Annotated in this window: 13 protein-coding genes; 6 read left to right on the plus strand and 7 right to left on the minus strand. The window is 44.4% G+C overall.

The window, feature by feature from the left end:
* Positions 1-32 precede the first annotated feature (32 nt).
* Both L9Q40_RS00265 and yfcE read left to right on the plus strand, forming a co-directional pair.
* On the plus strand, positions 33-242 hold the full coding sequence (locus L9Q40_RS00265; RefSeq protein WP_498791632.1) for a hypothetical protein: 210 nt from the start codon (positions 33-35) through the stop codon (positions 240-242).
* Positions 243-300: 58 nt separating this feature from the next.
* Positions 301-846: a phosphodiesterase gene (gene yfcE, locus L9Q40_RS00270; protein WP_498791633.1), complete on the plus strand. Its 546-nt coding sequence runs from the start codon at positions 301-303 to the stop codon at positions 844-846.
* A 61-nt stretch (positions 847-907) separates the two neighbouring features.
* Here the strand turns inward: yfcE and L9Q40_RS00275 are convergent, their stop codons facing one another.
* From L9Q40_RS00275 to L9Q40_RS00290, 4 genes are read right to left on the minus strand one after another with little or no spacing between them, the layout of a single operon-like run.
* Complete coding sequence (locus L9Q40_RS00275) at positions 908-1,186, minus strand: Rdx family protein (RefSeq protein ID WP_317590961.1); 279 nt, start codon at positions 1,184-1,186, stop codon at positions 908-910.
* A 48-nt stretch (positions 1,187-1,234) separates the two neighbouring features.
* Positions 1,235-1,990 carry a sulfite exporter TauE/SafE family protein gene (locus L9Q40_RS00280; RefSeq protein WP_263838200.1) on the minus strand — a complete coding sequence of 252 codons (756 nt, stop codon included), beginning with the start codon at positions 1,988-1,990 and terminating at the stop codon, positions 1,235-1,237.
* A 42-nt stretch (positions 1,991-2,032) separates the two neighbouring features.
* Positions 2,033-2,548 carry a regulatory protein ToxS gene (locus L9Q40_RS00285; protein ID WP_498791634.1) on the minus strand — a complete coding sequence of 172 codons (516 nt, stop codon included), beginning with the start codon at positions 2,546-2,548 and terminating at the stop codon, positions 2,033-2,035.
* A 12-nt stretch (positions 2,549-2,560) separates the two neighbouring features.
* A complete protein-coding gene (locus tag L9Q40_RS00290; RefSeq protein ID WP_118117918.1) occupies positions 2,561-3,436 on the minus strand; it encodes a transcriptional regulator in 876 nt (291 codons plus the stop codon).
* A gap of 273 nt (positions 3,437-3,709) precedes the next feature.
* On the opposite strand from L9Q40_RS00290, the gene htpG reads away from it, so the two are divergent.
* The 3 genes from htpG (at position 3,710) to hemH (ending at position 7,702) form a co-directional block, all read left to right on the plus strand.
* The gene (gene htpG, locus L9Q40_RS00295) at positions 3,710-5,614 is read left to right on the plus strand and encodes a molecular chaperone HtpG (protein WP_014231126.1); all 1,905 of its coding nucleotides are present in this window, start codon (positions 3,710-3,712) and stop codon (positions 5,612-5,614) included.
* 317 nt (positions 5,615-5,931) lie between these two features.
* On the plus strand, positions 5,932-6,576 hold the full coding sequence (gene adk, locus L9Q40_RS00300; protein WP_014231127.1) for an adenylate kinase: 645 nt from the start codon (positions 5,932-5,934) through the stop codon (positions 6,574-6,576).
* Between the two features lie 163 nt (positions 6,577-6,739).
* A complete protein-coding gene (gene hemH, locus L9Q40_RS00305) occupies positions 6,740-7,702 on the plus strand; it encodes a ferrochelatase (protein WP_065296487.1) in 963 nt (320 codons plus the stop codon).
* A 67-nt stretch (positions 7,703-7,769) separates the two neighbouring features.
* Here hemH and L9Q40_RS00310 read toward each other — a convergent pair whose 3' ends face one another.
* Positions 7,770-9,158 (minus strand): peptide MFS transporter, encoded by a 1,389-nt coding sequence (locus L9Q40_RS00310; protein WP_014231129.1) that lies wholly within the window; start codon positions 9,156-9,158, stop codon positions 7,770-7,772.
* A 327-nt stretch (positions 9,159-9,485) separates the two neighbouring features.
* Between L9Q40_RS00310 and rfaH the strand changes: the two genes are divergently transcribed.
* On the plus strand, positions 9,486-9,986 hold the full coding sequence (rfaH, locus tag L9Q40_RS00315; RefSeq protein WP_014231130.1) for a transcription/translation regulatory transformer protein RfaH: 501 nt from the start codon (positions 9,486-9,488) through the stop codon (positions 9,984-9,986).
* A 66-nt stretch (positions 9,987-10,052) separates the two neighbouring features.
* On the opposite strand, the gene asnB is transcribed toward rfaH, so the two are convergent.
* Complete coding sequence (asnB, locus tag L9Q40_RS00320; protein ID WP_065296488.1) at positions 10,053-11,717, minus strand: asparagine synthase B; 1,665 nt, start codon at positions 11,715-11,717, stop codon at positions 10,053-10,055.
* Between the two features lie 229 nt (positions 11,718-11,946).
* Positions 11,947-13,536: a cation:proton antiporter domain-containing protein gene (locus tag L9Q40_RS00325; protein WP_065296489.1), complete on the minus strand. Its 1,590-nt coding sequence runs from the start codon at positions 13,534-13,536 to the stop codon at positions 11,947-11,949.
* Between the last annotated feature and the right edge of the window lie 108 nt (positions 13,537-13,644).

Raw genomic sequence — 13,644 nt, forward strand, 5'->3', positions numbered from 1 at the left:
GTGCCTTACGCTTATAGTCGAGGATTTTTATCATGCCTTTAGTTGCTTGTCCGGTCTGTGAGAAACAGATTTCTAAACGAGCTCATACCTGCCCTGGGTGTGGGGAGCCGGATCCGCTGAATCATTTAGCAAAGTCAAAGTTTATCTCAATGGTTTTTTGGTTGGTGATACTTGTTGGGGCTGGTTACGCTGCGTGGGTTTATTTACTGCCAATGCTGATCGATTTTGTTCGTAACCAGTAAGTTGAGCTGTAGTCAGAATGGCGTAGAATAGCCTCTGTTTTTATGAGGAGATAATGCTTTGAAACTATTTTTTGCCTCAGATTTGCATGGCTCTTTACCTGCGACGAGAGAAACCATCGATTTGTTTTTTAAGTCTGGAGCGGATCATTTGGTTCTGTTGGGGGACATTCTCTACCACGGACCAAGAAACCCGATTCCAGAAGGTTATAACCCAGCACAAGTGGCTGAGCTTTTAAATCAGTACAGCAAGCAGATTATTGCGGTTCGAGGTAACTGCGATAGTGAAGTGGATCAGATGCTACTAACCTTTCCGATGATGATGGATTATGCTTGGGTGTTGCTTGAGTCCGGTCAGCGTCTGTTTTTAACTCATGGTCATATATACAACAGTAGCCATCGCCCAGAGCTGAAAGAAGGGGATGTGATCGCCCATGGTCACACTCACATACCTGTCGCAGAGTCACAAGATGGGATTACTATCTTCAACCCTGGTTCTATGACGTTTCCGCGCAATGACTTACCTCGAAGCTACGGCTTGATGAATGGCAAGACACTGACAGTACAGACGCCAGAGGGCGAAGTGTTGGCTCAGACAGAGATATAGTATTTGAGATCCGACTGAGAGAATGGTTTTGTTTACATGATTAGGGGAGTACAGCACTCCCTTATTTTGAATCCGAATGTCCCAAATCTCTGTCCGGTGCAATAATGTCTCTGACTTTCTGTTTCAATACCTTTGCTTCCGGAAAACCGCCATCTTTTTTACGCTCCCAGATTTGCTGTCCATTACAGAAGATTTCGAATCGACCACCGGTATCAGGATGCAAGGTAACAGATTCGATTTCTTCGCTGAACGTATGCAGCAGCTCTTGCGAAAGCCAGGTTGAGCGTAACATCCAATTGCACTGACGACAGTAGTAGATGTTAATCACAGCTTTTTCCATTTTATTTTCCTTTTAACTAGAATAGCCCGTTAATTCTTAAGCTTGGCATTAAACCAGTAGTTTAAACCCAACGGCAAAGGTGAGAATTTCAAACGCAATTTTTATCACGCGGTTACTATATCGGGTGGCTGCCCAAGCGCCCAAGCTTCCGCCTAAAAATGAACTTAACAGCAATACGGGTAACCATGCCCAGTGAATAGGGGCACCGGCTTGAACGACAGCGACGCCTCCAATGCCATTCCAAAACAACCCGACGCAAATCATGGTGTAAGCGACCGCCTGTTTATAATCAAACCCAAACCAGCGAACCAAAAATAGAGTAACCAGCAGTCCAGAACCAGCGGTGAGTGAACCATTAATGATTCCAATCAGCATGATGCCAAAACCACCAACGATCCAACCGGCTCGATCGCGATGCATCATTACCTCGGATTGTCCTAACTGCTTTTTAAGCCGTGAGTAAATGCCTAGGGCAAGGATCATGGAGCCCAACATCTTCTCAGCAATACCATCAGGAATATGAACGATGATATTGGCACCAATAATGACCCCAATACTGCCGACCAGTATTAAATACAGCGCTACGGGAAGTTTTATTGTGCCAGCTTTTAAATGCGTACTGGCTGCGCCTAAACCTAAGGCAACGGACGCGACTTTATGAGTGCCAAGAGCAACAGAAAAAGGCAAACCTAAAAAAATCAGTAGGGGGAATTGCAACAAACCTGCGCCGCCACCAGAAAGTGACGCTAACGTGTTTGCGATAAGAGAGCCCAAAAAGAGCGTGAGGGTATCTAGCCAGTCCATGTGCACAACAAAGGGGACATTTAGCCCCCTTTAATCAGAAAATCAGTTTCTAAACAGTACCGTAGAACCGTGATTCAGGCTAGTTAATAACAGCGTTTTCTCGTTAACCACATCAATACGGCGGCTTTGCTCGGCATCCAGCCTGAATATTTGAGTGATCAAGCGAAGCTGTTCTTCAGAGAAGTCTCTCGACTGAAAAGATGAAATATCTTTGAATTCAGACGGTGAAACGAGCAGGTAATTATCGCTCACTTCCCAGCGACCTTTCTCTGATATGTTGATGGTTGATTCCGCCGTAGAACCTTGGGCGAACAGCTTAATGTTCGCTACACGGATGTATTCGCCATTAGGCAAATATTTCACGTTGGACTCGACATTGACTTTACGCAGCGGACCTACCGTGTCATTCGGCAACTTATCAGTAATGAGTGTCACCATGGCAGATTGCCACTCGTTTGCAGTCAGAACCTGTTCAATTTTGAGGTCGCTGCCCCAGTATAACCAGCCACTGAAAAGCATGGATACGGCCAAAACCGCAGATGCAAATTTTATCTTCATAATGGCCTCCCCTTATTTACAGATATCGGCTGGGTCACTTTGACCAGAAACTATACGCAAAGTGACATTCTCATAAGAGTGGTCGATGTCATGGATATAGTTCAGCACCAGTTGGTTGTTCTGGCCACCGGTTGCGATGACCTGCACAGGCAATGAATCTTTTGTGTGATGGTCAACGTAGCGTTCCACACATTGCTTGATAGACGGCAACCAGTCATTAATTTGCGGGTGATTCACAGGCGTTAGCACAGGTACATTTTGATAAATATCTACCTGACGGAATTGGGACTCCGCGGGATTCGTGAATAGCAGTACGCCAACTGGAAACAATATAGCTACCAATAAAATCAGCCGTGGCAACCACATATTTGGTTTCTTTTGAGGCTGAACCTGAGCTTGTTCACTACGAAACTCGTGCTCTACTTTTGTTTCGGAGATCGGCTCTGCTGGTGGCTCGTCAGAAATATCCGTGCTTTTTGCTTTATCTGTCTCAACGTCTGAAGCTAGCTCTTCAGAGTCTGAGTTAACAACAGAGGAAAGCGGATTCAATCGTTCTACAGAACAGATTAACTGGTAGCCACGCTTTGGTACGGTTTTTACATACTCTGGAGATTTTGTTGAGTCCTTCAACATCTTACGCAGGGTAGAGATCGCTTGAGTAAGGCTTGAGTCATCCACCTCAAAACCTTGCTCACGCCAGACAAACTCGTGGAGTTCGTTACGGGTTAACACTTCGTTGGGTCTTTCTGCCAACATCAGGAGAATGCGACTTTCGTTGCTTCCTAAACGTACAACGTCGTTGTCGTTTTGTTGGTCAGCAAGCGAATTACTATTTGGGTCAAAAGTAAACCTTTGAGCAAGTAGAAATTTGGTGCCAATGCTAGTCATTTAGTTCTTCTTAGATGGATGATGTTGAAATTATGGTGATTTATATCACAAATTCATGCTATGCGCGTAGGATATGCACGACGTTTTAGATGCTTTTAGCCGGGTAGGATAATTAAATTTTTGTAAAAAAACACTGTTTTTAGTTGGATTGACCTTGAATTTACATTTGTCAGCCACATGTTACATGACATATTAGAAACGCTATTTCATGGAGTTGAGGTGTTTACTTTTCTCCCTGAGATGGTTTGTTAGATTAGATGTTATGGAGCAAACATGAGCGAAACTGTATCTCAAAATAAAGAAACTCGTGGTTTTCAATCAGAAGTAAAACAACTACTGCATTTAATGATCCATTCTCTTTATTCCAACAAAGAGATCTTTTTGCGTGAGCTGATTTCTAACGCATCAGATGCATCAGACAAATTGCGATTTCAGGCGCTATCTAACCCAGATTTGTATCAGGGTAACGCTGACCTTGGCGTAAAACTGTCATTTGATGAGAGCGCAAATACCTTAACGATTTCTGACAATGGTATCGGCATGAGCCGTGATGATGTGATCGAGCATCTGGGTACTATTGCGAAATCTGGCACGGCAGATTTCTTCTCAAAACTGTCTGAAGATCAAAGCAAAGACTCACAATTGATTGGTCAGTTTGGTGTCGGCTTCTATTCTGCGTTTATCGTGGCAGATGCAGTTACGGTACGCACTCGTGCTGCAGGTGTTTCAGCAGAAGAGGCCGTGCAATGGCACTCTGCGGGTGAAGGTGAGTATACGATTGAAAACATCGTAAAAGACGCTCGCGGTACCGACATCATTCTGCACATGCGTGAAGAAGGTAAAGAGTTCTTGAGTGAATGGCGTCTGCGCGAAGTGATCAGTAAGTATTCTGACCATATCGGTATCCCGGTTTCTATCCAAACAGCGGTACGTGATGACGAAGGCAATGAAACTGGCGAGAAAAAGTGGGAGCAAATTAACAAGGCTCAAGCGCTATGGACTCGCAATAAATCTGATATCTCAGAAGAAGAGTATCAAGAGTTTTACAAGCACGTTTCGCATGACTTCGCGGATCCACTGACCTGGAGTCATAACCGCGTTGAAGGTAAAAACGACTACACGAGTCTTCTTTACATCCCGTCTAAAGCACCATGGGACATGATGAACCGTGACCATAAATCTGGTCTGAAACTGTATGTTCAACGTGTATTTATCATGGATGACGCAGAGCAGTTTATGCCGTCTTACCTGCGTTTTGTGCGTGGTCTGATAGATTCAAACGATCTTCCGCTAAACGTATCGCGTGAGATTCTGCAAGATAACAAAGTGACTCAGTCATTGCGCAATGCTTGTACCAAGCGCGTATTGACGATGCTAGAGCGCATGGCAAAGAATGACTCAGAAAAATACCAGTCATTCTGGAAAGAGTTTGGCCTTGTACTGAAAGAGGGTCCGGCTGAAGACTTCGCAAACAAAGAGAAGATCGCTGGTCTGTTACGTTTCGTGTCTACTGAAGTTGACTCTGCTGAGCAAACTGTCGCACTGGCTGACTACGTTGAGCGCATGAAAGAAGGTCAGGATAAGATCTACTACCTGACAGCAGACAGCTACGCCGCAGCGAAAAATAGCCCGCACTTAGAGCAGTTCAAAGCAAAAGGCATCGAAGTTATCCTGATGTACGACCGCATTGATGAGTGGTTAATGAACTACCTGACTGAGTTCGACGGTAAGCAGTTCCAGTCAATCACTAAAGCGGGTCTGGATCTGAGCAACTTCGAAGATGAAGCCGAGAAAGAAAAGCAGAAAGAGACTGAGGAAGAGTTTAAGTCAGTTGTGGAACGCACTAAGTCTTACTTAGGCGATCGCGTAAAAGAAGTTCGCACAACGTTCAAGTTGGCTTCAACACCGGCGGTTGTGGTGACGGATGATTACGAGATGGGGACTCAAATGGCGAAGCTTCTTGCGGCAGCAGGTCAGGCAGTGCCAGAAGTGAAGTACATCTTCGAAATCAACCCGGAGCATGAACTGGTTAAACGCATGGCTGATGAAGCTGACGAGGAAGCGTTTGGCCGCTGGGTTGAGGTACTTTTAGGGCAGGCGATGCTTGCTGAACGCGGTTCAATGGAAGACCCTGCGCAATTCTTAGGTGCGATCAACCAGCTTTTGACTAAGGTTTAATAGTCAATACACATTAAAAAGCTCGCGTATCGCGAGCTTTTTGTTTGTTATCGCATAAATTTGCATTATAGATGTTGAGTTAATAGTCAATAGCGGCATAAAGATGCGGTTGTTAACATTCTTTAGTCTTAATTCACTCTTTGCTCACATAACCTGTGGTAGAATCTGTGACTTGAATGTCAGTCACAAGGCGTGTATTTTTGCCGCCTAACGTTATACCGAAACTTATCGTTGCGATTGCTTCTTAGGTTTGAAACTTGAGTAGGCAGGCTATTGTGAGCTTCGGTATAAATCTTAAATATTAAAGAGGATAAATCATGCGCATCATTCTTCTAGGTGCTCCAGGTGCAGGTAAAGGCACACAAGCAAACTTCATCATGGATAAATACGGTATTCCACAAATCTCTACTGGTGATATGCTTCGTGCGGCGATCAAAGCAGGTACAGAGCTTGGTAAACAAGCGAAAGCTGTTATCGACGCTGGTCAGCTAGTTTCTGATGAAATCATCCTTGGCCTTATCAAAGAACGTATCGCTCAAGACGATTGCGCAAAAGGCTTCCTACTAGACGGTTTCCCTCGCACTATCCCTCAGGCTGATGGCCTAAAAGAAATGGGTGTTGACGTTGATTACGTTATTGAATTCGACGTTGCTGATGACGTGATCGTTGAGCGTATGGCTGGTCGTCGTGCTCACCTTCCTTCAGGTCGTACTTACCACGTTGTTTACAACCCACCTAAAGTGGAAGGTAAAGATGACGTAACTGGTGAAGATCTTGTTGTTCGTGATGACGACAAAGAAGAAACAGTACGTGCACGTCTAGGTGTTTACCATGAGCAAACTGCGCCACTTATCAACTACTACGGTAAAGAAGCAGAAGCTGGTAAAACTACGTACCTAAAATTCGATGGTACTAAGCAAGTTTCTGAAGTAAGTGCTGATATCGAGAAGGCATTAGCATAATAGGTAATACCTATTATCAAAATTTTTAAGAATTTTGTTATAGTTAAGCGACCGTAAGGTCGCTTTTTTTATACATTTTTATAATACCAATTCCAGTCATATCTTATCATTCTTGCTGGTTAAAATAGCTGGCGTTGGTACACGCTGGAAACAAAGGGACGCTATGCAAAAAATAAAAAAACAAGGTGTGCTTCTGGTTAACTTGGGTACACCTGACGAACCAACTGCTCCTGCTGTAAAGCGCTTCTTGAGCCAGTTTCTTCATGATCACCGTGTGGTCGACATGACACGATGGCTTTGGTGTCCAATTTTGCACGGGGTTATTTTGCCAATACGTGCGCCAAAAGTTGCCAAACTTTATGAATCCGTTTGGATGGAAGAGGGTTCCCCTCTGATGGTGTACTCAAAGCGTCAAGCGAAGAAACTGGCTAAGCAGTTAGATATGCCCGTAGAGCTTGGCATGACTTATGGTAATCCAAGTTTACACGCTGGTTTTGAAGCCTTACTGTCGCAAGGGGTCGATGAGGTCATCGTATTGCCTTTGTATCCTCAGTATTCAGGCACAACAACAGCGGCGGTGTCTGATGGGATAACCAAAGCTTTTAAGAAATTACCCGTCATACCGGCATATAGCTTAATTCGTGATTATCACGACCATCCAATGTTCATTGATGCCTTGGCTCAATCTGTGCGAGCGTATTGGGCTGAACATGGGCAAGGGGAGTATCTGCTATGTTCCTATCACGGCATACCGAAACGTTTTGCAGATAACGGTGACATTTATCCTCAACATTGTGAAACGACGACTCGCTTGCTGGGTGAAGCACTTGGGTTGAATGAAACGCAGATAGGGATGGCTTATCAGTCCCGTTTTGGGCGTGAAGAGTGGTTACAGCCATACACTGATAAAACTCTGGAAACGTTGCCTGCCAAGGGTATTAAAAAGATTGATATCATGACACCAGCATTTTCTTCGGATTGTTTGGAAACGCTAGAAGAAATCGCGGGAGAGAACAAACACATTTTCTTAGAAGCAGGAGGTGAGCAGTTTAATTACATTCCTTGCCTGAATGATGATGATCGACATATTGAGATGATGGCGGAGTTGGTTCGCAATAAGCTTTAATCGTTGTCATGAAATGTTCTTAACAAAAAGGGTCGCAAGTGCGACCCTTTTTATTTTGAATGATGTATTAAGCAACTTGTACTTGTTGCTCTTCTACTTGTTCCGCGTTGCTCGCTGAACTTTCAGCACCGTGCATCCAGCGCACGAGCGTGTTAGAGAACAACAGCAAAATTAGACCACTGACCGTCGCGCTCGCTGCGATGCCGCTAAAGATTGCCATCGCACCGAGCTCACCAACATGGGATCCCACGTAGCCAGCTACGTAGTTTGCAATCGCATTACAGCCGAACCATGCACCCATCATTAATGATGCCAAACGCAGAGGCGCAAGTTTGGTTACCAGAGACAAGCCGATTGGAGATAGGCAAAGTTCACCCAGTGTATGGAAGAAGAAAGCACCCACTAACCACAACATTGATGTTTTCACTGTGGTATCACCGCCTTGCTCAAGTACCGCACCAACCATACATAGGAAGCCTAGTGCGAGGAAGAACATCGCCATTGCAAATTTCACTGGTGAGTTTGGCTCACGTTTGCCTAGCTTAACCCACAGTACCGCAAGCACAGGTGCAAGCGTAATAATAAAGAACGGGTTAAGTGACTGGAACCAAGCCGCAGGGACTTCAAAGCTGCCAATCATACGGTCAGTGTATTGCTGGGTGTAGATATTCATCAGGCCACCAGCTTGCTCAAAGCCAGCCCAGAACACGATAGTGAAAAGACTCATGACCAGAATGACTTTAATACGGTCCACTTCTTCTTTAGTAAGTGGCTGCTTCTTGGTTGATTTCTGATTTGCTAGTGCGCGTTTGGCTGCTGGTTCGCGGCCGATATCACCTAGCCAGGATTGAGCGAAGCTTATTTGCATCACAAGGCTCATAAGCATACCGATGCCCGCAGCAACGAAACCAGCTTTCCAACCGAATGAGTTGGTCACCGAGCCAGAAACGACACCAGCGAGCAGAGCGCCAAGGTTGATACCCATGTAGAAGATGGTAAATGCGCCATCACGACGGTTGTCACCTTCGTTGTATAGGTCACCCACCATCGTTGAGATATTCGGCTTAAACAAGCCGTTACCTGAGATCAGAAGCGCAAGACCTAAATAAAAGGTGTGAAGAGAGCCAAGGCCCAGTGCATCGGCTGGCAATGCCAAGGTAAATTGACCAATAGCCATTAATGCACCACCGAGTAAAATGGAGCGGCGTTGGCCTAAGTAGTTATCTGCCAGGTAGCCACCGATCAGAGGTGTGATGTAAACAAGGCCAGTATAAATGCCGTATAGGTCTAGTGCGTCTTTAGTCGACCAGCCCAGACCGCCATTCATTGTGGTATCTGTGAGATAAAGTACGAGAATGGCACGCATTGCGTAGTAAGAGAAACGCTCCCACAATTCTGTGCCGAACAGTAAAAATAAGCCACGAGGGTGGCCAAAATATTGATGTTGGTTTGTCATAGGATCTTTTAATAATAGTTGTTACATTTTTCGGAGAAAATATATACCTTTAAATTTAACAATTAACAAACAAAAAATTTTATACAATTGCACCTATGCCTGTATAAGTCTCTGTTTTTCATTTTATTTATGGAATAATTGATGGGTTGTTATGTGGTTAAAACTAATTTTTCATTTTTGGTTGTGTGTAATATTCATACAACCATCAAAGAGAAATTAGGTTATGCGAGCGATATTTATTTATAATTATATAGATGAACGAATTGCTCATGACTCATCTTTGGCTTAATGCTAGGATGCATGAAAAAGATAAATGGCTAGTAAAAAATGAAACGTTGGTATCTACTTTATTGTAAACGAGGAGAGCAGGTTAGGGCGAAGCAACACCTTGAAAATCAAGGGGTGGAGTGCTTTTATCCGACTGTCGAAGTCGAAAAAATATTACGTGGTAAAAGACAGAAAGTCGAAGAACCACTGTTCCCTTCTTATATGTTTGCTCGTTTTGATTACGAGGAAGGGCCGAACTTTACATCAGTTCGTTCCACCCGTGGGGTTATTGATTTTGTCCGCTTTGGCGCTCAGCCAAAAGAAATTCAGGGCGATTTGGTTTTTGAACTGAAGAAAATAGAAAAGTGCGTTCATGAAAAAGTGGCCTGTGAAGGCATGCCCAAGCGCGGTGATCAGATTCGGGTCAAAAGTGGTCAGTTTGCTGGTATTGATGCTATTTTCCAGGAGCAAGATGGGGAGAAGCGTTCAATTATGCTCGTGCAGATGATTACCAAACGTGTTCCAGTCAGTATTGACAATAATGATTTAGACTTAAAATAACATGTTGATATATAAATGAAAGGGCTGGTTAAACCAGCCCTTTTTCTTTTCATTCGTGTCTTTTAATTAGTAAGCGTCGTTGTGAACGGCCTGTACTGCTCGACCAGATGGGTCTACACAGTTTTGGAATGACTCATCCCATTCAATCGCTTTTGCTGAAGAACAAGCGACAGATGGGCCGCCCGGAACACATTCTGCTGCTGATGGCAGTGGGAATAGTTCTTCAAAGATTTCACGGTACACATAACCTTCTTTAGTGGTTGGCGTGTTGTAAGGGAAGCGGAATTTAGCCGTTTCCATTTGTTGCTCCGTTACTTTCTGTTCTGCTACTTCTTTCAATGTATCAATCCAGCTGTAACCTACACCGTCAGAGAACTGCTCTTTTTGGCGCCAAGCGATTGATTCTGGTAAGTAATGTTCAAAACACTCACGTAGGATGTGTTTTTCCATTTTACCGTTGCCACACATTTTGTCGGCTGGGTTCAGACGCATTGCAACATCAATGAACTCTTTATCTAGGAAAGGTACACGGCCTTCAACACCCCATGCTGCAAGTGATTTGTTTGCACGAGCACAGTCAAACATGTTTAGAGCAAGCAGTTTACGAACGGTTTCTTCGTGGAACTCTTGCGCGTTTGGTGCTTTGTGGAAGTATAGGTAACCACCAAAGATCTCATCTGCGCCTTCGCCTGAAAGTACCATTTTGATACCCATCGCTTTGATTTTACGTCCCATCAGGAACATTGGCGTTGAAGCACGAATTGTGGTTACGTCATACGTTTCGATGTGGTAAATCACATCACGAATCGCATCAAGACCTTCCTGAATTGTGTAAGTCATTTCATGGTGTACAGTACCGATTTGGTCTGCAACTTCACGCGCTGCTTTCAAGTCTGGTGCGCCTTCAAGGCCAACCGCAAAAGAGTGCAGTTGTGGCCACCAAGCTTCTGATTTTTCGTCATCTTCAATACGCATCGCTGCAAAACGTTTAGCGACCGCAGAAGTGATAGAAGAGTCTAAACCACCTGACAAAAGTACACCGTATGGTACATCAGTCATTAGCTGGCGTTTAACTGCTGCTTCAAGCGCTTCAGTTAGCTCTTCTTTACTTGTGCTGTTCCCTTGAACTGCAGCGTATTCGTTCCAGTCACGAACGTAGTAGCGTTGTGGCTCTGCGTCTTTAGAGCTGTAGTGGCTGCCTGGAGGGAATTCGCTCACTGTTTTACATACAGGCACTAGCGCTTTCATCTCAGAAGCCACGTAGTAGTTACCGTGCTCATCATGACCTTGGTAAAGAGGAATAATACCGATATGGTCACGGCCAACCAGATACTCGTCTTTCTCTTCATCGTAAAGAACGAAAGCGAAGATACCGTTCAGTTCTTCAAGAAGATCTGCGCCCATGTCTTGGTAAAGCGCTAGAATAACTTCACAATCTGAATCCGTTTGGAATTCATATTTGCCTTCGTAGCGTGCGCGGATCTCTTTGTGGTTGTAGATTTCGCCGTTTACCGCAAGGATTAGCTTATTATCAGGGCTGTACAGTGGCTGAGCTCCGCTATTTAGGCCAACAATTGCCAAGCGTTCATGAGCCAGAATCGCTCTATCTGAAGAGTAGATACCAGACCAGTCTGGGCCTCGGTGACGAAGCTTTTTCGACATTTCTAATGCGATAGGGCGTAACGCTGCTGCGTCACTTTTAATGTCTAAAATGCCAAATACTGAACACATACAACTTCCTTTTTAAACTAAACAATTTCTAATCGGTATGGCTTCAATTTGCCAGTTTGAGTAAAAAAAGCAACGCTTTGTGATGAAAAAATTTATAAAATCCCCTTGCTGGTGAATAATTTCTAATTATTCGTCCGTTTTGATGAATGAAATTAAGGTTTGGTATAAAAAGAAGACAAAAAAAGCCTTCTTTTTGAACGAAGGCTTTATTGCTTATTCACATGAGTGCTTACTTTATTGGTGTGAATTTAGGCTGCAATTGCTGACAAACATGTCTTGCGAAACCACTACCAGCCTCATTATAGATATTGAATGCAGCATGTACGCCGTTTTCCAGAAGGCCATCTAGTTGGTCTGGATACTCTGCAATTGCGGCTATCTGGCCTTTATAGTGACGGCGTTGCAGCTGTTCCAATGCGGTCTGATTACCCTGGTGGTGAGGCATTGCCAATAGCACCAGCTGGACGTGTCCTGTATCGAGAATTCGTTCCCAAAAATCTGGGTCAGTTGCGTCACCGGAAATGACATTACGACCTTCTTCACGGTGCTTAACTGCGCCATCCTCGCGAATTTCGACCCCAAGCGATATCTTCCCGTAACGAGCGCATAACTCATCGTAAGCACCCGTGCCAATGCGGCCCATACCAAGGATTAGTACCTGAGCATGTCCTGGATTGATTAACTGATCACGTTGATTCAGTTTCTCCGCGGCGGTCTCTTGTAGCCACTTGCCTGAGTGTTGATAGATTTTATTGCTCAAACGGTTTAGTGGCGCAGCGATAATAAATGAAAGTGACACAGCAACAGCAATGGCAGCGAGCATGTCACTTGGCATCCAGCCCATTTTATACGCTAGACCACCAACTATCAGGCCAAATTCGCTGTAGTTAAACAGGGATAGTGACGCGAGCAATGAAGTGCGGACCCGAAAGTTAAAGTAGTTAATGGTTAAAAAGTACAGCAAGCCCTTAATCGGCAGCAGCAGAATAAATAAAATGGCGAGTGCGATACCAGTAAAACTCAGCGATGCCGATAACCCAATATTTAAGAAGAAGCAAACTAAGAAGAGCTCTTTCATGTTAAACAGGGATTTTGAGAGCTCAGAGGCTTTTCGGTGACCAGCCAGTAACATGCCTAAAATCAGTGCACCAAGATCTGGCTTCATGCCTACTAGCTCAAACAGACCAGCTCCGACGACAAGCGCGAAGAATATACCGAATAGGACCAACATCTCACCGTGGCCTACTTTGTCTAGTAATTTGTAAAAAACTGGTCGAAGGAGGGGAAGACCGAACAGTGCTATGGCGTACCATTCAGGAATTTTACCGGTAGAAGCCGTCAGAAATACAACTGCGAAGATATCTTGCATTACCAGAATACCGATCGCGATGGTGCCGTAAGTGGCACTCATCTCACCTTTTTCTTGCAGTGTTTTAACTGCAAAAACGGTACTCGAAAATGACAAAGCAAACGCCAGTAAAAGAATCTGCCCAAGATCCATACCCGCCATAGAGGTAATGCCGAGTAGTTTTAAACCACCGAGTGTGATGGTGAACACCGCTGTGGAGAGGATGTTATGTGCGGTCGCACCTCCCCAGATTTCTTTTGATAGCAGCGTTTTTACATCGAGTTTTAGGCCGATAGTAAACAATAATAGGGTAACGCCGAGGTCGGCTAGGTCAACGATCAGCTCATTACTTTGGTAGCCAAATGCGTGTAATCCGAATCCTGCGAGTAAGAAGCCAACGAGTGGAGGGAGTGAGCACTTTAGCGCAAGGAAGCCAGCCAAAAATGCCGTTGTTATTAGAATTATTTCCATACTGATAAGTAATACCTATGCCAGTAAATTATTGTCAGGTAATTGCGCAGGGAAAATCGCTTAGAGCAAGGCTAATTTGCAGTAATTGGGTTGAGTTTCCTGATATGC

This window comes from Allocatenococcus thiocycli, from assembly GCF_921292965.1.
GTDB classification, from domain to species: Bacteria; Pseudomonadota; Gammaproteobacteria; order Enterobacterales; family Vibrionaceae; genus Vibrio; species Vibrio natriegens.

What these genes read in the sequence shown, in the direction of transcription:
- L9Q40_RS00265 (WP_498791632.1), top strand. Translation starts at nt 33, where the DNA reads ATGCCTTTAGTTGCTTGTCCGGTCTGTGAGAAACAGATTTCTAAACGA.
- L9Q40_RS00275 (WP_317590961.1), bottom strand. Translation starts at nt 1,186, where the DNA reads ATGGAAAAAGCTGTGATTAACATCTACTACTGTCGTCAGTGCAATTGG.
- L9Q40_RS00280 (WP_263838200.1), bottom strand. Translation starts at nt 1,990, where the DNA reads ATGGACTGGCTAGATACCCTCACGCTCTTTTTGGGCTCTCTTATCGCA.
- L9Q40_RS00285 (WP_498791634.1), bottom strand. Translation starts at nt 2,548, where the DNA reads ATGAAGATAAAATTTGCATCTGCGGTTTTGGCCGTATCCATGCTTTTC.
- L9Q40_RS00290 (WP_118117918.1), bottom strand. Translation starts at nt 3,436, where the DNA reads ATGACTAGCATTGGCACCAAATTTCTACTTGCTCAAAGGTTTACTTTT.
- htpG (WP_014231126.1), top strand. Translation starts at nt 3,710, where the DNA reads ATGAGCGAAACTGTATCTCAAAATAAAGAAACTCGTGGTTTTCAATCA.
- adk (WP_014231127.1), top strand. Translation starts at nt 5,932, where the DNA reads ATGCGCATCATTCTTCTAGGTGCTCCAGGTGCAGGTAAAGGCACACAA.
- hemH (WP_065296487.1), top strand. Translation starts at nt 6,740, where the DNA reads ATGCAAAAAATAAAAAAACAAGGTGTGCTTCTGGTTAACTTGGGTACA.
- L9Q40_RS00310 (WP_014231129.1), bottom strand. Translation starts at nt 9,158, where the DNA reads ATGACAAACCAACATCAATATTTTGGCCACCCTCGTGGCTTATTTTTA.
- rfaH (WP_014231130.1), top strand. Translation starts at nt 9,486, where the DNA reads ATGAAACGTTGGTATCTACTTTATTGTAAACGAGGAGAGCAGGTTAGG.
- asnB (WP_065296488.1), bottom strand. Translation starts at nt 11,717, where the DNA reads ATGTGTTCAGTATTTGGCATTTTAGACATTAAAAGTGACGCAGCAGCG.
- L9Q40_RS00325 (WP_065296489.1), bottom strand. Translation starts at nt 13,536, where the DNA reads ATGGAAATAATTCTAATAACAACGGCATTTTTGGCTGGCTTCCTTGCG.